Below are 21,816 nucleotides of genomic sequence, written 5' to 3'. Positions count from 1 at the left end.
CGGAAGCCCGGCGGTCCAAGTGCCGTCCGCCCGCGCGCCGGCGGACGGCACCCGACCGGTGTCCGCAGCCGGTTACTTGGCCGCGTCGAGTGCCGCGAGGGCCTGCGCCCAGCGGACGTACTTCAGGTTCGCCAGGTCCGCGACGGTCTTCACACCGAACGCCTCCTGAAGGAGTTCGCCGTCACGGTCGGAGACCCCCTTCAGCGCTCCGACGGGAGCGGCGAGGATCTCCGGCAGGCTCTTGTCCGCCCACGCCTTGTCCAGCACCTTGTCCAGGTCGATCGAGGCCATGCGTGTCGTCTCCAGGGGTGTGCGGCCCAGATGCCCGGGCCTGTTGTTTCTACAGGCGCGTAGAAGAATAGAGTCGCCCCGACGGACGGAGGGTGCCTTGTGCCCCACCGCACCGGGAACGGCCGAAATACGCTCCTGAGCTGGCCGAACGGCCCGCCGTCGTGCAATAGACATGACCCCGGAACAAGATCGCCGGCGTTGCGCCGCAAACAACGCAGGGTGCCCGGTCAGCAAGTCCGCGCGACCCGCACGGTGTTGGCCGAGCGGCGCCGGGCCGTCACGGAGGCCCGCCGGTTCGCCGCCGCCGTCGTCGTCACCGTGATCCACCACCCTGCCCGCGCCGACAGGAACCCTGAAGCGAGACTGTTGTGGTCGGTAATCACATGTTCTTCACATCAGCTTCATCGTATGAACACCCTAGGTATGCTCCGGATGCTCCATTCGCACCACTGAGGGGGGAACCTCATGCGCATCCGGCGCACTCTGACCATTGCCGCGACCACCGCGGCGGTCGCCGCGCTCGGCTTCACGGGGGCCGTTCCGGCGCAGGCGGCCGAGTACTCCTCGGCCCTCAAGATCAAGGGCGTGCAGTACGACGCCCCCGGCCGGGACTCCAACAAGTGCTCGGGCGGGAACACCAAGAAGGAGTACCTGACGATCAAGAACTACTCGAAGAAGTCGAAGGTGAACCTGAAGGGCTACAAGGTCAAGGACCGCGCCGGCAACACCTTCACCTTCAAGGCCAACCACATACTCGAGCCGGGTGACTACGTCCACCTGCGCGGCGGCCGGGGCACCGACTCCGACGGCAAGAACGTCGTCTACCGCCAGAACTGCAACTTCATGTGGAACAACGACAAGGACACGATCTACTTCTACAAGCCGGGCGGTAAGCCTGCCGACATCCACGCCTACACCAAGAAGGCGCACGACAAGGACGGCAACGGCTACATCAAGTACCACGGCTGACGGGCGACGACCGCACCGTCGAACGCGGGGCCCGCTCCCGGCCGTCAACGGCCGTCAGCGGGCCCCGGCCCGCGAGGTGCCGAGCCCCTCGTGGCACGATCCGCACGTGCTGAACATCCCTGGCTACGAGGGCGGACCGCTGGTCCCGGGTGAGGACCACCTGGAGAACCCGCTGTTCTGGCCCACGCACCTCGGCGCTTCCCTACGGGGTGAGGACGCCCAGCGAGCCGCGTTCGGGGCCGACTGGGACGCGGCCACGGAGCTGTACCGCAGACTGTGCGCCCCGCACGAGTGGCCGGTGTTCACCGTGCCCCTGTCCTCCGGGCACGTCATCCACGTCGTCTACCGCAACGTCGAGGACGAATACGGGGTGGACTACCTGATCCACCACCCGGCATGGCCCACGGCGGAAACACTCGCCGTGGTCGACGGCCACTTCATGGGCCCCGGCATGTCCTGGCCGGAGCTGCTCTCCGCCGCCCGACAACCGTCCACCCAGGATCCCGACACCCCCGACGGGCGCCGTCTCCTGCTGCTCTTCCCGGCACTCGGCGATCTGTACATCCCCGGCGACGCGACCCCCGTCCTCAGTGCCGCGCTCTCCGCCCTCACCCTCATGGAGGACCCCGACGAGGTGGCCGGCATGCTCCTGGACAACCAGGGCCTGTGGACACCGGCCCACTGGAGTTCGGTGGACGGCGTCCGCGTCAACGACGGAGGACACTCGTACCGCAACCCCGGCAACCCCTTCGCCCTACCCGAGCACCGGCTACGCGAGATCAGCGACGCCCTGAACGACTAGTGCGGTGACCGCGTAGGTCCGCCGGGCTGGTGGTCGCGACGGGTTGGATGTGCGGTGACGTCGTCCGTTCGACCGGTGGAGGCACGGTGGCTGAGCCTCTCCGTGCAGCGAGAGGGGCCTCCGCCGGGACGGACGCCCACTGACAACCGCAGCCTGGAGCGCTCCACTTGGCGGGGGAGCCTCAGACCGCTGTTCATTTCCCCTACTGACACGGCCGCCTCTGTGGTGTCAGGAAGGAGGTCGATCGGCTGGGGGGTCGCAGGTGCTCGGCGGTGGCGCGCTTCGACAGGAAGTCCAGCCCTGGGAGCATGAACTCGGCGTGCCGCGCTGCTCATGGATTCGAACCGAGGCGGACCGGTGACGGCGGTGATGGGAAGAGGGCAAGCCGCTCCTGTGCAGGGCCAGGGGGCTCGGCTTCTCGCCGGTTGCCTGTACTGGTCCACACGGTTACAGTTATTGCAGATGAATTCCTCGCCGGGGCAATGATGGGAGGCGGTCATGGCTCGTTCCAGCGTTCTTGCCCGCGCTGAGAAGATCGAACCGGATCCCTCGCACCAGGGCGCGTTCGCCGCGACTGCTCGGATGGCGCCAGAGTCGGTCGAGTTGCTGGTGCGTACCCCGGACGGCCGGGAACTGGCTCTACCCGGGGAACTTGTCCGCATACTCCTGGCCTCGGCCGGCGAGTTGGCCCGCGGGCATGCGGTTACGGTCCTGGCATCCGAGGCTCAGTTGTCGCCGACTGAGGCCGCTGAGCTTCTTGGCTTGTCCCGGCCGTTCGTCGTCCGCTTGCTCGATGCCGGCGACATCCCCTCGACGAACCTGCCTGGCAGCAGTCACCGTGTGGTCCGCCTGGCGGACGTGCTGGCGTTCCAGCAGCGGCGTGAGCGCCGCAGGGAGGGGCGGCGTCAGATCGCTGATGCCTTGGAGGGCGTCGATCTGCCCTGATCATTGTGTTGCTGGCAGCCGTCAAGGAGAAGAGGGGGAGTGTGGCAGCGCGGGTCTTTGTGGACACCAACGTCTTGTTTCCGTTCTCGGTGATGGACGTGATGCTGGCCCCCACTGAAGACTTCATCCACGAGATCGTGTGGTCCGAACGGCTGCTCGCGGAGTGGGAGCGGGTCATCGTCCGGGAGGGGCAGCGTTCGGCGGAGTCGGCTGCCGCGGTTGCGCAAGCCGTCCGACGTTTCTTCGCCGACTGCGAGATCGAGGTGGCGGCCTACGAGCACCTTGTGGATGAGATGCCGGGCGATGACCCTGACGACCGGCACCATGCGGCGGCAGCCGTGGCCGCCGGGGCCGACGCGTTGATCACGTGGAACCTCGCTGACTTCCCTGCCGGTGAGTTGGCTGCGCGTGGAGTGCGGGTGATCGAGCCGGATTCTTACCTGTGCGGGCTCTGTCGCGAGTTTCCGCATGAGGTGGTGGAGACGGTGGTCAGGCTCGCCGGAGAGAAGCGCAACCCGCCAGTCACGATTGCCGACGCCGTCGCCCGACTCGCGAAGGCTGGTCTGCCCGGCTTTGCCGCCCTTCTGACGTGCCGCCTTGGGCGTCGAATGACGTGATGTGGTGCGAAGGCGTAGCAGGGCGCCTGATTCGATCCGGACACCAAAAAACCCCCGGGCCACTGACCTGGGGGTTTCGCATGGAGCGGGTGACGAGAATCGAACTCGCGCTCTCAGCTTGGGAAGCTGATGTTCTACCATTAAACTACACCCGCGCAAGATCCAGATGCTCCCCATCGGGAGTGATCCGGACGCTCGCTCACTCTACCTCATGGCAGGCCCCCGGTGTCCAAGACCCGGGGGCCTGACCGTGTTTCAGGGTGTGGAAGTGGCTGCGGCGGGCAGACGGCGAGGCGTACCGTGAGGCCGTGGCGTGCGTCCGGGGTGCCGCCTGGAGGGCCGTTCCTTTCATCCCGTAACGTGGCTTTTGTCGTCAGGGCAGCAAGCCAGACGCGGCTCTTGGGGAAGGGACTCTTGGACTTGATGGAGCGCACCGTCGTCCGCTGTGCCGATGGGCACGTGTTCACCGCCACCTCGTTCCCGATGCAGCAGGCCGAGCGCCTCGGCCCCGGCCGGCTGCTGCGGTGTCCGCGCTGTGCGCGGCTTCGCAGCGTCGTGCCGGTGACCTTGCAGAAGCGGTAAGCGGGGAAGGCAGCCGGAAGCGGCGGCCGGCAGGCAGCCGAAGCAGGAGCGGCAGCGGAAAGTCGCAGACAGAGGGCGTGGGCGCGCGGGGCGGCCGGATTCGGCCGCCGCGCGCGCCTTGCGTATTCTCGGGGCGTGCTTCTCTCTGACAAGGACATCCGGGCCGAGATCGACGCCGGGCGGGTGCGGATCGATCCCTACGACGCATCCATGGTGCAGCCGTCCAGCATCGACGTACGTCTCGACCGCTACTTCCGGGTGTTCGAGAACCACCGCTACCCCCACATCGACCCCTCGGTCGAGCAGGCGGACCTGACCCGGCTCGTGGAGCCGGACGGGGACGAGCCGTTCATCCTGCACCCCGGTGAGTTCGTGCTGGCCAGCACCTACGAGGTGATCTCCCTGCCGGTGGACCTGGCCTCCCGGCTGGAGGGCAAGAGCTCGCTCGGGCGGCTCGGTCTGGTCACCCACTCCACGGCCGGCTTCATCGACCCGGGCTTCTCCGGGCACGTCACCCTGGAGCTCAGCAACCTCGCCACGCTCCCCATCAAGCTCTGGCCCGGCATGAAGATCGGCCAGCTCTGCATGTTCCGGCTCAGCTCGCCCGCCGAGCACCCGTACGGCAGCGAGCGGTACGGCTCCCGTTACCAGGGGCAGCGTGGGCCCACGGCCTCGCGGTCCTTCCTCAACTTCCACCGGACGCAGGTGTGAGCGGCATGCGCGAGAACCTCAGCTACGAGCAGTTCGGCGTCGCCGTCCGCGAGCTCGCCCAGACCATCGCCGACGACGGCTACCGGCCGGACGTGGTGCTCAGCATCGCCCGCGGGGGTGTGTTCGTCGCCGGCGGGCTGGCCTACGCGCTCGACTGCAAGAACATCCACCTGGTCAACGTGGAGTTCTACACGGGCGTGGGCACGACCCTCGAGATGCCCGTCATGCTCGCGCCCGTTCCCAACGCGATCGACTTCACCGACAAGAAGGTGCTGATCGCCGACGACGTCGCCGACACCGGCAAGACCCTCAAGCTGGTCCGCGACTTCTGCCTCGACGCCGTCGCCGAGGTGCGCAGCGCCGTCATCTACGAGAAGACGCAGTCGCTGGTGAAGTGCGAGTACGTGTGGAAGCGCACCGACGAGTGGATCAACTTCCCATGGAGCGTCCTCCCGCCGGTCACCCCCTCCGGTGAGGCCCCCGCCGTGAACCGCGAAGCCCTCTGAACCCTCAGATCACGACGACGATCTTCCCGCGCACGTGCCCGCCCTCCGAGTGGGCGTGTGCCTTCGCGATCTCCTCCAGCGGGTACGTCCGCTCGACGCGCGGTGAGTAGCGGCCCTGCTCGCCGAGGGCGGCCGCCTCGGCGAGCCACGCCGAGTCGTTGACCGCGTTGGCCACCCGCGCCCCCAGACGCTCAGCGTTGTGGTGGTCGGTGACCGTCACCACCCGGGCCGGGTCGCCGGCGATCTCCACGAGTGCGTCCAGCGAGCCCGAGCCGGCCGCGTCGAGGACCAGGTCGATCCCGTTCGGCGCCAGGCCGGCCAGACGCTCGGCGAGGCCCGTGCCGTACGTCGTCGGCACGGCCCCCAGCGCGGTGAGGAACGCGTGGTTGTGCTCGCCGGCCGTGCCGATCACCGTGGCGCCCCGGGCCGCCGCGATCTCGACCGCCGCACCGCCGACCCCTCCGGCGGCGCCCTCGATCAGGAGCGTACGGCCGGACAGCGGGCCGAGCGTCTTCAGGCCGCTCAGCGCCGTCACGGCGGCCAGGGCCGCCCCGGCCGCCTCCTCGTCGCTCCACGCCGTGGGCGCCGGCGCCCAGGCCGACAGCACCGCCAGCTCCGCCGTCGCGCCCGTCACGCCGCCGAGCCCGAAGACGCGGTCGCCGACGGCCACCCCGTGGACGCCCGCACCGATCTCGTCCACCACGCCCACGGCGTCACGGCCGGGGATCGCCGGCAGGTCCACGGGGAGAACGTCCCGCACGGCGCCGCTGCGCACCTTCCAGTCGACCGGGTTGACGCTCGCCGCGGCGACCCGGATCCGGATCTCGCCGGGGCCCGGTGCCGGGTCGGGAGCCTCCTCGACGGTGAGCACCGTCGTGTCGCCGTACGCGTGGTAGCGGGCTGCGCGCATGATGTTCTGCCTCCTGGGCCGGAAGAGCCGGAATGACTTCGACTACCGCGACGCTAGGACCTGACGTCGGCGTCAGATGCAAGTCGCACGCCGCACGTCGGGTGACGGCCGTCGATCGGGAGGGCGCGCATGCGGATCGGTGAGGTGGCGCGGAGGGCCGGGGTGAGTGTCCGGGCGCTCCGGTACTACGAGGAGCAGGGGCTGCTGCCCGCCGAGCGCGGCCCCGGAGGCCAGCGGCACTATCCCGGCTCCGCCGTCGACCGGGTCGGCCTGATCCGGCAGCTGTTCGCCGCCGGGCTGGCCAGCCGCTCCGTGCGCCAGGTGCTGCCGAGCGTGTACTCCGGCTCGGTCGCGCCGGGGCTCGTGGAGCATCTGGAGGGCGAGCGGGACCGGATCAGCGAGCGGATCGCGGAGCTGTCCGCGGCCCGCGAACGGCTCGACGCCGTCATCGACAACACCCGTAATCCGCCGCCGGAATGCCGCCACCCCCGGGGGTGAGAGCCCAGCAGGAAGGGGCTCCCCTCAGGGAGCCCCTCGCACCACCGTGTCGGTCAGAACGTGCCGAGCTTCACGATCGACAGCAGGGCGATCAGCTGGATCGACGACGCGCCCAGGGCCTTCGGCCAGGGCAGGTCGTGGGAGCGGCTGACCATCATCGTGAGCAGGGCGCCGCCCGCGACCCACGTGGCCCAGCCGAGGACCTGGACGAACATGGCGTCACCGCCCGCGAACATGGCGAAGACCAGGCGCGGGGCGTCCGTGAGGGACATGATCAGCATCGACAGGCCGACCGTGGGCTGCCAGGCGCCGTTGCCGCCGAGCTGGCGGGCCAGCGTGTGGGTGACCACACCGAGGACGAACGCGCTGAGCACCATCGCGACGGCCGTCGTCAGGACGATCGGCACGGCGTTGGACAGCGTCGCGTTGATGGCGTCCTCGCGGGCGCCGTCGAAGCCGAAGACGGCGAGCAGGCCGTAGAGGAAGGTGACGACGAGGGCGGGGCCCCACATCGTGTAGTCGCGCATCCGCAGGAACGTCTGCTGCGGGGACAGGACGATGCCCTTCAGCAGGTCCTTCCAGTGCAGCCGGGGCCCGACCGGCCCGGCCGGCGCCGCACCCGCGTGGTACGTCTCGCCCTGGCTGTAGGGGTCGTCGATCGAGAACGCCTGCGTGTGGCCGGGGTTGTTGGCCGCGTACGGGTCGTGCGGGGCACCGGGCGGGTAGCCGCCGTCGCCGAAGTACTCCGGCTCGCCGTGGCCCCCGTGACCGCCCTGACCGCCGTAGCCGCCCGGGCCGCCGGGTCCGGGGTGCGGCTGCGGCCAGGGGCTGCCGCCGCCACCGCCCTGCCCGTAGGCGGGCGGCTGCGGGGCCTGCGGGTAGCCGTACGCCGGCCCCGGCGGTGTCTGCTGCCCGTGCGGGGGGTGTTGCGGTCGCGCGTGCGGCGCACCGTTGTTGTTCCGTCCGCGTCCCATCCTGAATCCAGCCACGTCCTTGAAGCTACCTGGTCCCGGGCGGCCGTGTGCCGGGCCCCGGCCGCGGGGCGGGGCATTGCTGCCGAGCTGTGACATCCCCTAAGGGGCCTACTCCGGGGTCCCCTCGGGGCCCGCCCGGGGGATCCCCGGAGGCGGGCCCGGCAGGCGTCAGGTGTTGTTGTTCGAGGGGCCGAAGAACTCGATCTCGGCGATCGCCACCTGCTTGCCGGGACCGGCGTTGTAGGCCGAGCGCAGGACGAAGCGCACGGTCGTCACCTCGCCCACCCGGAACTTCCGGCGCTGGCCGCCCGCGCCCTGGTCGAGGGTGAGGGTGCGGGTGATCTTCTTGCCGTCGGCGAGGGTGACGAGCGCGTCGATCCGGCGCGGCAGCGCCGACTCCGAGAGCTGGTCCGCACGGGTGGAGGTGCCCGGGGTGATCACGAGGTCCAGCAGGCGGGTCGGCTGGTCGAAGGTGACCTCCAGCCACTCGCCCTCCGCGGACTCCGAGATGCCGGGACCCCACCACGTGTTGTTGAGCTTGTCGAAGGCGAGGCCCGCGTCGTGCCCGGTGTAGGAGCGGGACGCCTTGACGCCGGACGGGCCGATCGGGGCCCGCTTGGCGAAGTGGTCGCGGGTGGCCTGGACCATCGTGCCCAGGTTCATGACCAGGGCGATGACCAGTCCGACGACGACGGCGCCGACGACCCAGTTCCATATACGGCCGAATCCCCGGCGCAGGCGCGGGCGTTCACCCGCCCAGGCCGACTCGGCGCTGCGGTCGGCGAACAGCCGGCGCCACCAGGGCAGCCGGGCCGGGGCGTCGTCGCCGCGCGTCATCGACATGGCGCAGCGGGAGCAGAAGTGCCGCTCGGGCCGGTTGAGGGTGGAGCACCAGGGGCACGGGACGCCGCCCTCCGCGTCGGCCTGCGGGCCCACGGCGCGGACCTGGGGGCGCCGGGCCGCAGTGCGTCCGGGCAGGACCGGTGCGACGGCGGGGTCCTCCGGGGCGTGCGGCTCCGCATCGGCGACGGGGACGAGGAGGGAGCGGGCACGCTCGGCCGCCTCCGCGTCGGGGCCCGGGCCGCTGTCGCCGTCCGGGCCGTCGTCGGCGTTCCCGGCGCTGAGGGGCGGGCGCTGCGGGCCGTCGTCGGCATCCTCGGCGCTGTGCTGCGGGGGCTGCGGGTGCTGCGGGTCGGCGGTGGCCGGGACGTGCGGGAGGGGCTCGGTGTCGTCCTCCGGGGCGGTGGTGGCGGCGGAGGGGGAGTCGTTCCCCCGGGCCGTGGCCGTGGCTGGGGCGTTCGTGCGGGAGGCGGTGGCCGCCGGCGCGGAGCCGCCCGGGGCGGCGGAGTCCGCCGGAGCCGCACCGGCCGCCGCGGTCCGCGCGGCCGGCTCGGTGCGGCCCGGGCGGCCCTCGCCGGCCCAGCCGAGGACCGCGCCGCAGGAGTCGCAGAACGACTGGCCGGGCTCCGCCGGGGTGCCGCACTCGGCGCAGCTGGAGGCGGTCCGGCCGGGGCCGGAGGACGGGCTGGTCATCTGTCGGTGGTCCTTTCGGCGGCGGTCGCGGCGATGACCTCGACCGTGTAGGGCATGTGGGCGGGGCGTGCGGCGGCGACCAGGGTGTCCAGCCGGTGCGTGTCGGCGGGGGCCGGGGCCGGCAGCGTGAGCGAGACGTGCAGGTGCGGGCGGGGGTCGCCGGGGACCGGGCCGAGCGGGCGGGCGTGCCAGTCGGCGGCGCCGCTCTCCGTGATCCGCGGGGCCACGCCGAAGACCAGACGCACCGCCTCGGACAGGCCGAGCCGGGTGCCGCGCACCCGGTGCAGCCGGGCCGCGGCGGCCACGGCGGCCCGCAGCCGCGGCTCCACCGAGGGGGCGCCGGCGGGGCTGTCGTCGGTCTCGATGCCGTCGGTCTCGGCGCCGACCCAGTCGGCCAGCCAGCGGGTGAAGTCGAGGGGGGTGAGCGCCGGGTCGAAGTAGGAGTCCAGGTTGTCGAGGACGACCAGGAACGGCGCGAGCACCTCGTCGAGCCCGGCGACGAAGCGCAGTGCCAGATCGTCGTCGGCGAAGATCGCGGGCAGCATCGCGCCGATCGGCGCGGAGGATCCCAGCCCGTCGACGGAGCCCCTCATGCGCCGTCCCCGATCACGCGGACCCGGTGGTCGAAGGAGAACACCAGGGACGGGGCGGACAGGTCGATCCGGTCGGTGGCCTCGCCGCGCTTGCCGGTGATCGGGTCGGCGGGGTGCAGCAGGACCTGGTCGACGAGTTCGACGCCGGGCACGCGCTGCAGCACGGCGAAGATCTCCCCGGCCTGGACGGGCCGGCCGAACGGCCAGCCGGTGCCGTCGGCGCCGCCGGTGAGCGGGTCGAGGTGCCGGTAGAGGGCGTCGTGGGCCTGGCGGCGGACCCGGTCGGTGTCGGTGCCGCGGAAGGCGTGCACGGTCGCGACGACGGTGACGCCCTGGTAGAACGGCGGGCCGACGGCGAGACGGGTGCCGATCAGCCGGCGTTCGTCGAGGTAGCGGGTGATGCGGGTGAGCAGCGCGTCGCCGGGCACGAGCTGTTCGAAGCGCAGCCGCCCGCCCGGGTCCGGCACGGCCTGCGGGACGACCAGGACCCGCACCGCGTAGGCGCCGTGCTCGCTCTCCTCGCCCTCCAGGCAGGTGATGCGGGCGGTGTCGGGGGCGGCGCGGCGGGCGAGTTCCTCGTAGTCGCGCAGGGTGACCGCGCGTTCCTGGGCGCGCAGGGTGATGGGCGCCCGGCGCTTCGCCTCCTCGACGGTCTCGCCGTCGACGCCGCCGCGTGCCGCCTCCCGGTTGACGACCTCGGAGACGTACGGCACGGAGCGGCGCAGGACGCGGACGGCCCCGCGGGCGACGTTGCCGGCCCGGCCGCCGCCGGTGCGGTAGCGGCGGGCGCGGATGACGGCGCCCTTCGGCGGGACGGCGCCGAACTGGCGCAGGCTGCCGTCGGGTTCGCGGACCGCGGGCCCGAAGGCGATCTCGCCGGTGGTGGCGTCCAGGGTGATGTGCCGGTCGTGCGGGCGGGAGGCGGCGAAGTGGGGGACGACGTCCCAGTCGGTCCAGCCGTCGTGCTCGGCGGTCTGCAGCAGCACGGGCGGGGTGTCGCCGACGACGGGCGCGTGGGCCAGGCGCAGCCGTTGCCCGGGCAGGCCGGTGGACTCGCCGAGCGCCTCGTCGTGCACCGTCTCGGCGTGCACGGCGGAGGTGGTGCCGCCGAGGGTGTGGGCCTCGGCGGCCCGGACGGACGGGGAGGTGGTGTAGAAGGGCTGGCCGGGGAGGGGTTCGGTGACCCGGCAGCGCAGCCAGCCGCCCTCGTGGCCGCCGTTGCGGGACAGCACGTGGCCGCCGGGGACGTGCAGGACGACCTCGCCGGGCCGGTTGAGTCCGCCGGTGACGTCCCGTTCGACCTCGCACTCGGTCCAGCCGTCCTCGGTCCACGCCTCCCACACCAGCGGGGGCTGGCGCGGGTCGACGCCGACGCCGTCGACGCGGCTGTCGAGCTCCAGGGCGACGGCGCAGTGCGGGACGGCGGCGCTCAGCCCGAACAGCATGCAGTCGCCGGGCCGGGGCGACTCGTCGAAGCAGAGGACGTCCTTGCCCTCGGTGAGGTCGTCGGTGCGGTCGGCGGCCGGCTCCCCCTGGTGCTGCACGGCCAGCCGGCCGAGCGACGTGGGGACGACGGTGAGTTCGCGTTCGGTGGCGAAGACCACGGCCTCCTCGCGCTCGGTGCGGGTGGTGGCGACCTCGGTGCCCTCGGGCAGCACCACCGGCTCGTCCTGCGGCGCGGACAGCCAGAAGGTGACGTCGGTGCGGGCCGCGGTGGGCGGGAACAGGGTGATGCCGACGAGGTCCAGGAACGCCAGGTGGTTCTTCTCGGGCACCCGGTTGAGGCGGTAGACGATCTGGTCGGCCATGTGCGCGACCGCCTCGATCAGCGTCACCCCGGGGTCGGAGACGTTGTGGTCGGTCCACTCCGGGGCGCGCTGCTGGATGTAGCGCTTGGCGTCGTCGACGAACTGCTGGAAGCGGCGGTCGTCGAGGTTGGGGGAGGGAAGGGCCATCAGCGGTCGCTTTCGGGGTGGGGGCCCCACTCGCCCGTACCGGCCGTGCCGCTCGTGCCGGGCTCGTCGTGGGAGGGGATGACGTAGAAGGGGAAGACGAGGCTGCGCGGGTTGTTGGTCCCGCGCACGGAGTAGCGGACGTCGATGTGCAGCACGCCTTCGCCGGGTCCCGCGGTGACCTGCACCTCCTCGACCTCGATGCGGGGTTCCCAGCGGTCGAGGCTCGTGTACACCTCGTGCTGGATGCGGCCGGCGGTGGCCTCGTTGACGGGGGCGAAGACCATCTCGTGGATGGCGCAGCCGAACTCCGGGCGCATCGGCCGCTCACCGGGCGCGGTGGCCAGGATGAGCCGGATGGCCTCCTCGATCTCCTTCTCGCCGCTGACCAGGGCGATGCCCCCGGTGGGTCCGATGCGCAGGGGGAACGCCCAGCCGGATCCGACGAACTGCTCGGCCATCAGATCACCGGCTTTCCGTTGGCGGTGAGCAGGCCCATGACCGGTACGGTGGCGGCCCGGATGCCCACGGCGGCCGCCGCGTTGATCTGCACGCTGCCCATCGCGGTGAGCGAGGCCAGGCCCATCGCCTTGAGGGAGAGGGCGCCCTTGGCGTCGACGTTCACCGCTCCGACGGACGAGCTGAGGGAGACCGCGCCGCGGCCCTGGAGGGTGAGCGGGCCGCCGCTCCTGATGGTCACCGAGCGTGTGCCGTTCAGGGTGAGGTCGGTGCCCGCCTCGACGGAGACGGAGCGGCCGCCCTTGATGACGACGGTGCCCTCGCTGTCGACGGTGATCTCCGTCTTGGTGCGGTCCAGGTTGATGACCAGCTTGTCGTCGCCGGACGCGACGCGGACGCCCTGCTTGCGGGCGCCGGTGGTCTGGCTGAGCAGGTCCACGCGGTTGGCGTCGCGGTCGGACAGGGTGTGCCGGATCGCCCGCCGCTTCACGCCGTCGTGCAGCGGCACGTCCCGCACCGGGGACGGCTTGTCCACGCCGTTGTAGAGCCCGCCGACGACGAACGGGTGGTCGAGGGCGCCCCGGTCAAACGCCACCAGCACCTCGTCGCCCACGTCGAGCGGGAAGATGCCGCCGCCGCGCTTGCCGCCGAGCTGCACGGTGCGGGTCCAGTCGGAGACGTAGGTGTCGTCCAGCCACGGGAACTTCAGCTTCACGCGGCCTTGCCTCAGCGGGTCCTGCACGTCGGTGACCAGGGCGTTGGCGACGCCGGGCAGCCGGGGCGCGGCGGCCGCGGCACCGCTTCCGCCGCCGCCGGAGGTGAGTCCGAACAGGGAGCGCCACTGGCGGCCGCTGACGGTGATCCAGGTCTCGTAGTGCTTGCCGTCGCCGAACACGTGCCGGGCGGACGTCACCGTGTACTTGCCCTCGAAGGGCGCGCCGACGTCGGTGAGCGTGACGGGGACGCCGGGGCGCAGCTTGGGGTTGCCGCGCACGACGACCTCCAGCTCGGCGAAGGACGAGGTGACGTCGTCGGCGAGGGAGTCCGCCGCGTACTTCACCTCGTTCTGCCGGTCGTACGGCTTCTCCGTCTCGACCAGGGTGACGGTGCCGAAGGCGGAGACGGCCTTCTGCGGGGTGGTGCCGATGTCGATGCCGGGGTGGGCGGCGGTGGGCGCGGTCGCGGTGAGTTCCTTCTTCGCGACGACGTCCCAGCCGCGCGCCTCGACCCGCCCGTACTGGTCGGCGGCGGTCACCGCGGCCCGGCAGCGCAGCACGTCGGTGCCGGCCTGGAGGACGTACGGGCTCTTCTCGCCCGGGGTGCTGGTGGGCGGGGCGCCGGAGGCGGGGTCGGGGCTGACGAACTGGAAGCGGCCCTTGGCGTCGAGGGACATCACCATGTCGTTCTCGTCGGCGAGCCGGGACAGGAAGTCCCAATCGGTGACGTTGGCCTGGCTGATGAACTCGTAGACCGTCTTCGTGCCCTGGACGGTGCCGACGGTGACGTTGTCCTGGGCGGCCAGGGTGCGGGCGATGTCGGACGCCGTCTGGTTGCGGTAGGCGGCGACCCGGCGGCGGCGCATCATGCGGTGCCCGCGGTCGTAGCCGCGGATCACGGTGAAGGTGCCGGTGCCGTCGTAGTCGGTCTCCATGCCGGTGACCTCGCCGGTCAGCAGCGGGTCGCCGGCGCCCTTGCCGTGGGCGACGGGGGAGATCACCACCTCGGTGCCGAACTTGATGCCGAGTTTGCCGAGCACCAGCCCGTGCGCGTCGCGGAACGTGACCCGGAAGGCGCCCGGCACGCCCGCGCCCAGGTCCACCCAGCCGCCGACCAGCAGCGGGGCGAAGTAGGGCGGCACCGGCTTCCCGTCGAAGGTGACGTCGACGATGTTGGAGAAGGAGGGCTTGACCATCAGTACGCGACCTCCCCGGCCGCCGGAAGGATCAGTTCGGTGCCGTTGGGCAGCCGGGACGGGTCGTCGATGTCGTTGGCCTCGGCGATCGCCCGCCAGGCCGCGGCCTCCCCGTACTCCCGCCAGGCCAGCGACTGGAGGGTGTCGCCCGCCACGACCCGGTGCACGCGCCGCGCGGTGAGCGCGCCCGACGTCGGGTTCTGTCCCTTGGTCTGGCTGGGGATCTCGTTCAGCTCCACCTGGCAGGTCGCCCGGACGGGGACGCCGGTGGTACCGAACAGCGTGTACGTCGCCCCGACGCTGCCGATGTACGCGGTGAACCGCGCCGTCGAGAACGACCCCCATTCGAACACCACCCACGGCGTGGACGGCTGGTCCGCCGCGATGCTCTTGGCGGTCACCTCGCAGCAGGAGAACAGCGCCTCGACCTTCTTCAGCACGCTGCTGTCGCCCGGGTCGCCGGAGGAGTCGAGGAAGATCTCCATCGACAGGCTCCGCCCCTCGGCGCCCATGAACTCGGGCAGCGGACCGTCGCGCAGGGCGGCGGACGGGGTGCTCTTCCACTGGGCGCGCCGGGTGAGGGTCAGCTGCCCCGGGTTGAAGTCGAAGTCGAAGGTCTTGATCAGACCGCCCGGTGTGGTGCTGTCGCCGATGGGGGGCTCGTGGATGGCGAGCGTGGCGCGCACCAGGCTCTTGCCCGCGCCACCCGTGGAGCCCTTGCCTCCCTTGCCTGCCATGGTCCTTCGTCTCCGTCCTCGGTGCTGGGGTGCGTGTGTCGTGCGTGCGGGGTGGGGGTGTGGTCCGCCGCGGTCAGTCCGTGAAGCCGTGGTGGGCGATCTCCAGGACCTCCGTGGCCACGCCCGGGTTCGCCGGGTCCAGCGAGGGCCCCTGCCAGCTCACCGGCAGCACGTCGATCAGCCCCCAGCGCGCCACCTCGGAACCGTCGGCGCGCAGCGCCGAGATCTGGGCGGTGGGACGGGTGACACCGGTCGTCACGGACGAGATCCAGGCGGCGACCTTCGAGGTGTCCGGGGTGAGCGGGCGGGTCAGCCGGATGGTGGAGAAGGTGACCCGGGTCGGCAGCTGCCACACGAACCCGTTGTTGCCGCCCTCCTGGTACTGCTCGACCTCCACCGTGGACGCCAGACCCTCGCAGCCGTTGAACGCGCCGAGGCTCTCACCGTCGATGGTGAGGGTGAAGAAGATGGTGGATCCCGGATCGAGATCGCTGGGCATCGGAGGGCCTTTCGGGGCGGGCGGGTGCGGGTGCGGGGTGCCGGTCGCGGGTCAGGCGCGGGGGTCGCGGAGTCTGCCGATGCGCTCCCGGTCCATCCGCAGTTCGGTGCGCAGGAGGCGGGTGAGCGGGCCGACCAGGCGGTGCGTCAGCTCGTCGAGCTGCCCGTCGGTCAGCGCGCGCGGGTCGAACGGCGGCCCACCGCGCGGGCCCCCGGCCCTCGGGTGCGGGTCATGGGCGCTGTACGGCGGGGGCGGCCCCGGGTCGTACGGCGGAGGGGGCCCCTGCGGGGGCGGGGTGACCGGGGCCGGCGGCTTCGGGGCGGCCGGGTGCGCGGTGGTGGGCGCGGAGGTGCGCTGGATCGGGGGTGGTGGGGGAGGCGAGAGCGGTGGGGGCGACGAGGGCGTGGAGGAGGCTGACGCCGGGGCGGGGGGCGTGGGCGTCGCTCGCTGCACGGGGAGGGCGGGTCGTTCGGGCTGTGCGTGCGGTGCGGGCTGTGCGTGCGGTGCCGGGTGGGTGGTGGGTGCGGAGGCAGCGGTCGGCGCGGGAAGCACCGGGGCGGCTGTGACGGGGGCACGGAGGGGGACGGGCGAGGCGGCTGCGGGACGCGGGGGCGTCGGGGCCGGCGTCGGTGCGGGTACCGGGGTCGGGGTCGGCGTGGTGGGGCGCTGGAGCGGGGTGGCGTGGGATGCGGTGGCGGCCCGCTGGACCGGGGTGGTGGTGACCGGCCGGCTGGGGGCGGGGGCCTGCGGGACCTGCCGGGCCGGTGGCAGGGGGTGCTGAGGCGTGGAACTGGGCAGCGGCGGTGCGGACTTCGCCGGGGGCGCGGACACGGGGGCGGTCAGGGCGCTCGCAGGGGTGGGAGTCGGCGCGGGCGTGGGTGTGGGTGCGGGTGTGGGTGCGGGTGCGGTGCTGCGTTGCAAGGGTGCGCCGAGTCCGGGGCGTACGGCGGGGGTGGTGCCGGTGCGTGGGGCGGCGGCGGACGAGGGGGTGGGCGTCGGCGTGTGGGGCTGCACGGAGGTGCTCGTCGTCTCGGTACGGGGAGCCGGGGCGGGGGCGGCGGAGCGCCGGGCCACGGGCGCGGTGGGCCCGGACGGTGCCGGAGCGGTGGGCCGTCCTGCCGTGAGCCGCTGGATGGGGGGTCCGACAGGCGCGGACGTGGAGGCAGGCGCGGCGGGCGACGGGGTGGTGCCGCCCGGCCTCGGTACGGCGACGGAGGTGGAGCCGAGCGGCGGCAGCACGGTACGGCCCGGCACGGGCCTCGGCGCTTCCCCGGAGGGCGTACGGCGTTGCGGAGCCTGGCTGTTGAGGGGAGCCGCGGGCACGGAGGCGGCGGCCTGGGGCCGGGTCCTGGGCGCCGCCCGCTTGGTCACGGCGGGGGCGGCCTGGGGAGCGGTCGTACCGGGAGCGCCCGGAGCCGTGCCCGGGACGCCGGCCCGCTGGACGGGGGCGGCATCGGGAGCCGGGACGGGGGCGGGCCGAGGGGCGCCGGACGCTGCCGGGACGTTGCTCACAGAGGGAGCGGTGGGGAGGGGTGGAACGGGGGGCGTGGGCGCGGCACCCGGAGGCGCGGATGCGTCCATGGCCCGTGGCGCCGGTGCCGTCGGGATCCGCCGCAGTGGGGCGACGGGTGTGGTGGAGCCGGGCCGGGCGAGCCGCTGAACGGCGGTCACGGGAACCGGACTTATGGGAGCGGGCGTCGGCGTGGACACGGGTGTGCCGCCTCCGGCGCCGGAAGCCTGCCCGGTGCTCGCGGGCGGCCCGACCGGCACGCGCTGCACGGTCGGAGTCCCGGCCGACGGCACCGGCGTGACCGAAGGACGTGCCGACGGTGCCGACTCGACAGGGGCCGCTGGGCCACCGGACGGGCCGGAGGGCTCGGGCTGCCGTGCGCCCGGGGCACCCCCGCCGGACCGGGCCGCCCGTCGCTGCACGGCGGGCGCGGTCTGCCGCAGGGGTACGGCCGCGGGTGCGGGCCGAAGATGCGGGGCCACCGGGGACAGGGCGGACGGCGTGGAGGGGGCCAGCGCACGGGTCGGCGTCAGGGGCCGCACCGCAGGCGCCGGGGCGGGAGACACCGGTACCGGTGCCGCTTCCTCCGGAGCCTCCACGGCGCTCGCGTGCGGTTCGGACGTACGGGACGGCGACGGTGCGGACGTGACGGCGGCCCGCTGGACCACGGGCTCCTTCCCACCCGCACGGCTGCCGGACTCCGGGGACGCCGGCCTCGCGGAGGAGGACGGGCGGACCGGAGATCCGGAGGACGCGGGACGAGCGGACGACGTCGAGGACGGCGAGAGGGCCGAGGACACCGGCGCGGACGGGCTCACCGGAGGAACCGGCGCCGCCGCCTTCGGAGAAGCCGAAGAAGCCGGAGAAGGAGAAGAAGCCGAAGAGGCCGAGGAGACCGGCGGCACCGAAGCAGCCGACACCGACGGCACCGACGGCACCGACGGCACCGAGGGAGCAGCCTGCACCGAGGGAGCAGCCTGCACCGACGGAGCCGCCTGCACCGAAGGACCCGTGCTCCCCGCAGCCCTCGAAGCCGCCGTGCCCCGGGGCTCGGCCGACGCCGACGGCGGAGCCGTCAACGGTGCCCCCAGCAACGGCCGACGACGCGGTGTGGAGGACGTACCGCCCTGACCGGACCGGCCGCCCGGCACCTCGGCCGGAGCCGACGGAGTAGCAGCCGCGACCGACGAAGTGGCCGCCGGACCGCCCGGAGTGGCCGCCGCACCGGACGACGCGACAGCCGGACCGGCCGGAGTGGCCGCCGAACTGGCCGGAGTGACCGCCGGACCGGCTGGAGAGACAGCCGGGCCGGACGAAGAGACGGCCGGTGCACCGGCCACCCCCGCACCGGAGCCCCCCGTGCTCCGGCCCGGCGCGACCGGCAGGGACCGTCGCTGCACCGCTGCCACCGGGGCCGGCGTCCTGGTCAGGGACGCGGACCGCCGGGGAGCCGGGGCGGGGGCGGGGGTCACCGACGGGCCCGCGGGGCGGGTGACGGTGAAGGGCACTGCCGCGCGCTGCACCGGCGGCAGGTCCGGGCCGTCGCCTGAAGACCCGGGACCGGGACCCGGCTCGCCGGGAGGCGCGGCGACGGGCAGGGAGAGCGTGGGCAGCTCAAGTCCCGGCGAGGGACGCGCCGAGGTGGTGAGGACGCCCTCGACCAGCCCGCCGGGCGCGCCGTCGAGCACGGCGTGGGAGAGCGTGCCCGCGAAGGCCGGGTTCTGCCAGGTGCTCAGCCTGCCGCCGAACCCGGCGTCGGCGACCGGCCACGACGGCCGGGCGGTGGCCCGCTGGATCGGCGGCAGCCCGGGCCACGCGGCGGTACGCGCGGACGCCCCGGACACGGCCGTACCGTCCCCGGCGTCCCCGGCGTCCACGGAGTGCGAGGACCCCGTGGGCGCGACGGACCCGGGCGACGCGGCCGGAGCGGGCGCGGCATCCGTGCCCCGCCGCCCCGCCGCGTTCGCGTCGTTCGCGTTCCTCCACAGCCGGTCGAGGAATCCCATACCCCGTCAGCCCTCCGCCGAGGCGCGGGTGACGAGTGCGGTGATCTGCTCCGTGTACCGGCGGCGGTCACCGTGTTCGAGGTCCAGGATGTTCTCCAGGCTCCAGTGGAAGTGGTAGGCGATGTACGCGATCTCCTCGTGCAGCCGGTCGGTCGCGTACGTCACGATTCCCCCAGGCGGCTCCCGCCGAGTTCGACCTCGAACGGCTGCTCGCAGTGGGGGCAGGTCACGCCGGCCCGGGTGTGGCCCTCGGCGTTGACCTGCCGGTAGAAGTCCTGGAGGAACGCCAGGTCGGAGGCGAACATGTTCTCCACGACCCCGTCGTGCACCATCGGGAGCGTGCCCAGCCGGGTGATGACCCGGCCGAGCAGCACCACCGACAGGTACGCCGGGTTCTCCTGCACCCGTATGTCGCGCAGCGGCACCAGCTCGTCCCGGGCGGTCGCCAGCCGCATCACCCCGTGCCGGTGCACGGTCCCGGACTCGTCGACGTAGCCGCGGGGCAGCTCGAAGGGGAACTCGGTGCGCAGTGCCTGACCGCCCGCGGGGGCGGCGGACGCCGCCGGGCCCGCGCCGACGGGGCCGGCCGCGGCCTGCTCCGGCTGTCCCGGGGCGTCCGTGGACGGCCCCTGGGCGGCGGCGGCCCCGTCGGCGGGCGCGGGGCCGGCCGGGAGGGTTCCCGGCCGGGCGGTGGTGCGGCGCATTACTCGATGACCAGTTCTTCGAACGTGATGGTCACCGTCTCGGTCAGCGCGGAGGCCTCGCCGGCCTTCACGGTGCTGGTGTCGATCTTGCTGCACCAGGCGTTGCGCATGTTGTACCGCTTGACCGGATTGTTCTGGTAGTCCATCACCATGATGGTGGCGTTCTTGCGGGCCGTGCCCATCGCGCCGTTGACCGACTCGTTGATCCACTGGTTGAACGCGGCGGACTGCGTCATGCCGCGCACGACCGTGCAGGTGCCGGCCTTCTTCACGCCCGGCATCTTCTTGGTGACGGGCTTGCCCTGGGCGGAGACCTGCTGGTACTCGATCACGTCCTGCTCGATGCTGAGGCCGCTGACCTCGGCGAGGTACTCGACCATCACACCGTCGATCTGGAGGCCGAAATTGTGTGACGTGAGGGCGTCACCCGGCTGCAGACTCATCTGTCGTTACTTCTTTCGCAAGGAGGGGCGGAGTTCGCGGGAGAGCGGAGTGCGGGGGACCCCCCTACTCCTCCAGCTCGCCGTTGCCGCTGGAGAACTGGGCCAGCCGGAAGATGACGAACTCGGCGGGCTTGACCGGCGCGATGCCGATCTCGCAGATGACCCGTCCGAGGTCGACGGACTCCGGCGGGTTGGTCTCCTCGTCGCACTTGACGTAGAACGCCTCCTCCGGACGGGCGCCGAAGAGGGCGCCCGAGCGCCACTCGTTGACGAGGAAGGCGGAGACGTTGCGCCGGATCCGGGCCCACAGCTGGTGGTCGTTGGGCTCGAACACCACCCACTGGGTGCCGATCAGGATCGACTCCTCCAGGTAGTTGAAGTACCGGCGGACGTTCAGGTAGCGCCAGGCCGGGTCCGAGGCCAGGGTGCGCGCGCCCCACACGCGGATGCCGCGGCCGGGGAAGGCGCGGATGCAGTTGACGCCCACCGGGTTGAGCAGGTCCTGCTCGCCGCGGGTGATCTGGAGCTCCAGGTCGACGGCGCCCCGCACCACCTCGTTGGCGGGCGCCTTGTGCACCCCGCGCTCGAAGTCGTTGCGGGCCCAGATGCCGGCGATGTGACCGCTCGGCGGGACGGTACGGCTCTGGCCGCTGGCCGGGTCGAAGACCTTGATCCAGGGGTAGTACAGCGCGGCGTACTTCGAGTCGTAGCCGGCGGTCTCCTGGCGCCACACGCGGATGTCGCGGGCGTTGAGGCCGGGCGGCGGGTCGATGACGGCGACGCGGTCGCCCATCAGCTCGCAGTGCGCGATCAGGCCGAGCTGGACGGCCTTGACGGCCTCCAGGTCGATGTCGCCGCGCTGGTAGGCGGCCATCAGGTCGGGGACGGCGACCATGGAGATCTCGTCCACGGCCTCCAGGCCGCCGAAGCCGGTGCGGTCCGCCGAGTCACCGACGTACTGGGCGGGGCCGGGCCGGCCGGCATCCTCGGTGGCGGCCGGGACGGCGGGCGCGGGCGCCGGGGCGACGAGCGCCACGGTCTGGTTCTCCGGGCGCGCGAGCTGCGCGGCGGGGGCCGCCTCCTGCACGGTGATGAGCTTCGAGCGCTCCTTCACCTGCGTGACGACGTAGGTGCGGCTGCTCTTCTTGGCGCTGACGTCGAAGGTCTCGACGGGCCGGTCGCCGTCCTTGACGGTGAGCCGGAACCGCTCGGCGGGGCCCTCGCCCTCGGGGTCGGACACCTCGACGCTGAGCGCACCCGACCCGGCGGCCACCGCGGTCACGGTGAAGGTGCCGAGCTGCTGCGGCGTCCCGGAGGGCAGGGCGGCCCGCGGGGCCGCGCCGTTCACCTCGGCGGGCGCGCCGGACGCCTCGCCCGACACGCCGCCGGGGGCGCCGCCGACGCGGACCACGTAGGCCGCGCTGCCGCCGTTGTTGAAGAAGCCGTAGACGGAGTGCGCCAGGTAGTACCCGTCGGTGAAGGCTCCGAAGGCGGCGACGAACTGGGTCCAGTTGGTGACCAGGGTCGGCTCGTTCAGCGGGCCGGTCGGGGCGAGCCCCACGAAGGCCGCCACCGATGTGCCCACTCCTTCGATGGGGCGCGAGCCGCTGGCCACCTCCTCGACGTAGACGCCCGGCGACAGGTAGGACGGCATGCTCTGCTC

Annotated in this window: 24 protein-coding genes and 1 tRNA gene; 9 read left to right on the top strand and 16 right to left on the bottom strand. The window is 72.9% G+C overall.

The window, feature by feature from the left end:
* Positions 1-72: 72 nt before the first annotated feature.
* Positions 73-291: a hypothetical protein gene (locus ACIF8S_RS19660; RefSeq protein WP_150151020.1), complete on the bottom strand. Its 219-nt coding sequence runs from the start codon at positions 289-291 to the stop codon at positions 73-75.
* A gap of 465 nt (positions 292-756) precedes the next feature.
* On the opposite strand from ACIF8S_RS19660, the gene ACIF8S_RS19655 reads away from it, so the two are divergent.
* The 4 genes from ACIF8S_RS19655 (at position 757) to ACIF8S_RS19640 (ending at position 3,624) form a co-directional block, all read left to right on the top strand.
* Positions 757-1,260 carry a lamin tail domain-containing protein gene (locus ACIF8S_RS19655; protein ID WP_400000351.1) on the top strand — a complete coding sequence of 168 codons (504 nt, stop codon included), beginning with the start codon at positions 757-759 and terminating at the stop codon, positions 1,258-1,260.
* 106 nt (positions 1,261-1,366) lie between these two features.
* Positions 1,367-2,062, top strand: coding sequence for a hypothetical protein (locus tag ACIF8S_RS19650; RefSeq protein WP_400000350.1), 696 nt, complete (start codon positions 1,367-1,369; stop codon positions 2,060-2,062).
* A gap of 498 nt (positions 2,063-2,560) precedes the next feature.
* Positions 2,561-3,007: a helix-turn-helix domain-containing protein gene (locus ACIF8S_RS19645; RefSeq protein ID WP_400000349.1), complete on the top strand. Its 447-nt coding sequence runs from the start codon at positions 2,561-2,563 to the stop codon at positions 3,005-3,007.
* 41 nt (positions 3,008-3,048) lie between these two features.
* On the top strand, positions 3,049-3,624 hold the full coding sequence (locus tag ACIF8S_RS19640; protein ID WP_400000348.1) for a PIN domain-containing protein: 576 nt from the start codon (positions 3,049-3,051) through the stop codon (positions 3,622-3,624).
* 81 nt (positions 3,625-3,705) lie between these two features.
* Here the strand turns inward: ACIF8S_RS19640 and ACIF8S_RS19635 are convergent.
* A tRNA-Gly gene (locus tag ACIF8S_RS19635) sits at positions 3,706-3,779 on the bottom strand.
* 268 nt (positions 3,780-4,047) lie between these two features.
* Here ACIF8S_RS19635 and ACIF8S_RS19630 point away from each other — a divergent pair.
* The 3 genes from ACIF8S_RS19630 (at position 4,048) to ACIF8S_RS19620 (ending at position 5,423) form a co-directional block, all read left to right on the top strand.
* Entirely contained in the window at positions 4,048-4,206 is a 159-nt protein-coding gene (locus ACIF8S_RS19630) for a hypothetical protein (RefSeq protein ID WP_167534416.1), read from the top strand.
* A 135-nt stretch (positions 4,207-4,341) separates the two neighbouring features.
* A complete protein-coding gene (gene dcd / locus ACIF8S_RS19625) occupies positions 4,342-4,917 on the top strand; it encodes a dCTP deaminase (RefSeq protein WP_349795361.1) in 576 nt (191 codons plus the stop codon).
* The gene (locus ACIF8S_RS19620) at positions 4,914-5,423 is read left to right on the top strand and encodes a phosphoribosyltransferase (RefSeq protein WP_400000346.1); all 510 of its coding nucleotides are present in this window, start codon (positions 4,914-4,916) and stop codon (positions 5,421-5,423) included. Before dcd ends, ACIF8S_RS19620 begins: the two co-directional genes overlap by 4 nt.
* A gap of 4 nt (positions 5,424-5,427) precedes the next feature.
* Here ACIF8S_RS19620 and ACIF8S_RS19615 read toward each other — a convergent pair whose 3' ends face one another.
* On the bottom strand, positions 5,428-6,333 hold the full coding sequence (locus tag ACIF8S_RS19615) for an NADP-dependent oxidoreductase (protein ID WP_400000344.1): 906 nt from the start codon (positions 6,331-6,333) through the stop codon (positions 5,428-5,430).
* A 129-nt stretch (positions 6,334-6,462) separates the two neighbouring features.
* On the opposite strand from ACIF8S_RS19615, the gene ACIF8S_RS19610 reads away from it, so the two are divergent.
* A complete protein-coding gene (locus tag ACIF8S_RS19610) occupies positions 6,463-6,831 on the top strand; it encodes a MerR family transcriptional regulator (RefSeq protein WP_400000342.1) in 369 nt (122 codons plus the stop codon).
* Positions 6,832-6,884: 53 nt separating this feature from the next.
* Here ACIF8S_RS19610 and ACIF8S_RS19605 read toward each other — a convergent pair whose 3' ends face one another.
* From ACIF8S_RS19605 to ACIF8S_RS19565, 9 genes are all read right to left on the bottom strand, one after another.
* Positions 6,885-7,901: a YIP1 family protein gene (locus ACIF8S_RS19605; protein ID WP_400000340.1), complete on the bottom strand. Its 1,017-nt coding sequence runs from the start codon at positions 7,899-7,901 to the stop codon at positions 6,885-6,887.
* Between the two features lie 72 nt (positions 7,902-7,973).
* A complete protein-coding gene (locus ACIF8S_RS19600; protein WP_400000339.1) occupies positions 7,974-9,338 on the bottom strand; it encodes an NADase-type glycan-binding domain-containing protein in 1,365 nt (454 codons plus the stop codon).
* Entirely contained in the window at positions 9,335-9,931 is a 597-nt protein-coding gene (locus tag ACIF8S_RS19595; protein WP_400000338.1) for a phage tail protein, read from the bottom strand. Before ACIF8S_RS19595 ends, ACIF8S_RS19600 begins: the two co-directional genes overlap by 4 nt.
* On the bottom strand, positions 9,928-11,886 hold the full coding sequence (locus ACIF8S_RS19590; RefSeq protein WP_400000337.1) for a putative baseplate assembly protein: 1,959 nt from the start codon (positions 11,884-11,886) through the stop codon (positions 9,928-9,930). The genes ACIF8S_RS19595 and ACIF8S_RS19590 overlap by 4 nt, the downstream gene beginning before the upstream one ends.
* Positions 11,886-12,344, bottom strand: coding sequence for a GPW/gp25 family protein (locus ACIF8S_RS19585; protein ID WP_150151110.1), 459 nt, complete (start codon positions 12,342-12,344; stop codon positions 11,886-11,888). The genes ACIF8S_RS19590 and ACIF8S_RS19585 overlap by 1 nt, the downstream gene beginning before the upstream one ends.
* Positions 12,344-14,254 (bottom strand): VgrG-related protein, encoded by a 1,911-nt coding sequence (locus ACIF8S_RS19580; protein ID WP_400000335.1) that lies wholly within the window; start codon positions 14,252-14,254, stop codon positions 12,344-12,346. Before ACIF8S_RS19580 ends, ACIF8S_RS19585 begins: the two co-directional genes overlap by 1 nt.
* A complete protein-coding gene (locus ACIF8S_RS19575; protein ID WP_400000333.1) occupies positions 14,254-14,991 on the bottom strand; it encodes a LysM peptidoglycan-binding domain-containing protein in 738 nt (245 codons plus the stop codon). The genes ACIF8S_RS19580 and ACIF8S_RS19575 overlap by 1 nt, the downstream gene beginning before the upstream one ends.
* Positions 14,992-15,064: 73 nt before the next feature.
* Positions 15,065-15,490 (bottom strand): phage tail protein, encoded by a 426-nt coding sequence (locus ACIF8S_RS19570; RefSeq protein ID WP_024886434.1) that lies wholly within the window; start codon positions 15,488-15,490, stop codon positions 15,065-15,067.
* A 51-nt stretch (positions 15,491-15,541) separates the two neighbouring features.
* A complete protein-coding gene (locus ACIF8S_RS19565) occupies positions 15,542-15,943 on the bottom strand; it encodes a hypothetical protein (protein WP_400000331.1) in 402 nt (133 codons plus the stop codon).
* Between the two features lie 1,702 nt (positions 15,944-17,645).
* Here ACIF8S_RS19565 and ACIF8S_RS19560 point away from each other — a divergent pair.
* The gene (locus ACIF8S_RS19560) at positions 17,646-18,131 is read left to right on the top strand and encodes a hypothetical protein (RefSeq protein WP_400000330.1); all 486 of its coding nucleotides are present in this window, start codon (positions 17,646-17,648) and stop codon (positions 18,129-18,131) included.
* An 881-nt stretch (positions 18,132-19,012) separates the two neighbouring features.
* On the opposite strand, the gene ACIF8S_RS19555 is transcribed toward ACIF8S_RS19560, so the two are convergent.
* The 4 genes from ACIF8S_RS19555 to ACIF8S_RS19540 form a co-directional block, all read right to left on the bottom strand.
* Positions 19,013-19,171 carry a DUF6760 family protein gene (locus tag ACIF8S_RS19555; protein ID WP_199785271.1) on the bottom strand — a complete coding sequence of 53 codons (159 nt, stop codon included), beginning with the start codon at positions 19,169-19,171 and terminating at the stop codon, positions 19,013-19,015.
* Positions 19,168-19,710, bottom strand: a complete 543-nt coding sequence (locus ACIF8S_RS19550; RefSeq protein WP_400000329.1) for a hypothetical protein — start codon at positions 19,708-19,710, stop codon at positions 19,168-19,170. Before ACIF8S_RS19550 ends, ACIF8S_RS19555 begins: the two co-directional genes overlap by 4 nt.
* Entirely contained in the window at positions 19,710-20,153 is a 444-nt protein-coding gene (locus tag ACIF8S_RS19545) for a phage tail protein (protein WP_024886438.1), read from the bottom strand. The genes ACIF8S_RS19550 and ACIF8S_RS19545 overlap by 1 nt, the downstream gene beginning before the upstream one ends.
* A gap of 64 nt (positions 20,154-20,217) precedes the next feature.
* On the bottom strand, positions 20,218-21,807 hold the full coding sequence (locus ACIF8S_RS19540; protein ID WP_400000327.1) for a phage tail sheath family protein: 1,590 nt from the start codon (positions 21,805-21,807) through the stop codon (positions 20,218-20,220).
* Between the last annotated feature and the right edge of the window lie 9 nt (positions 21,808-21,816).

This window comes from Streptomyces sp. NPDC085937 (assembly GCF_044540535.1).
Lineage (GTDB): Bacteria > Actinomycetota > Actinomycetes > Streptomycetales > Streptomycetaceae > Streptomyces.
The sequence above is the reverse complement of the archived record's forward strand: the minus strand, read 5'-3'. Positions and strand labels throughout refer to the sequence as shown.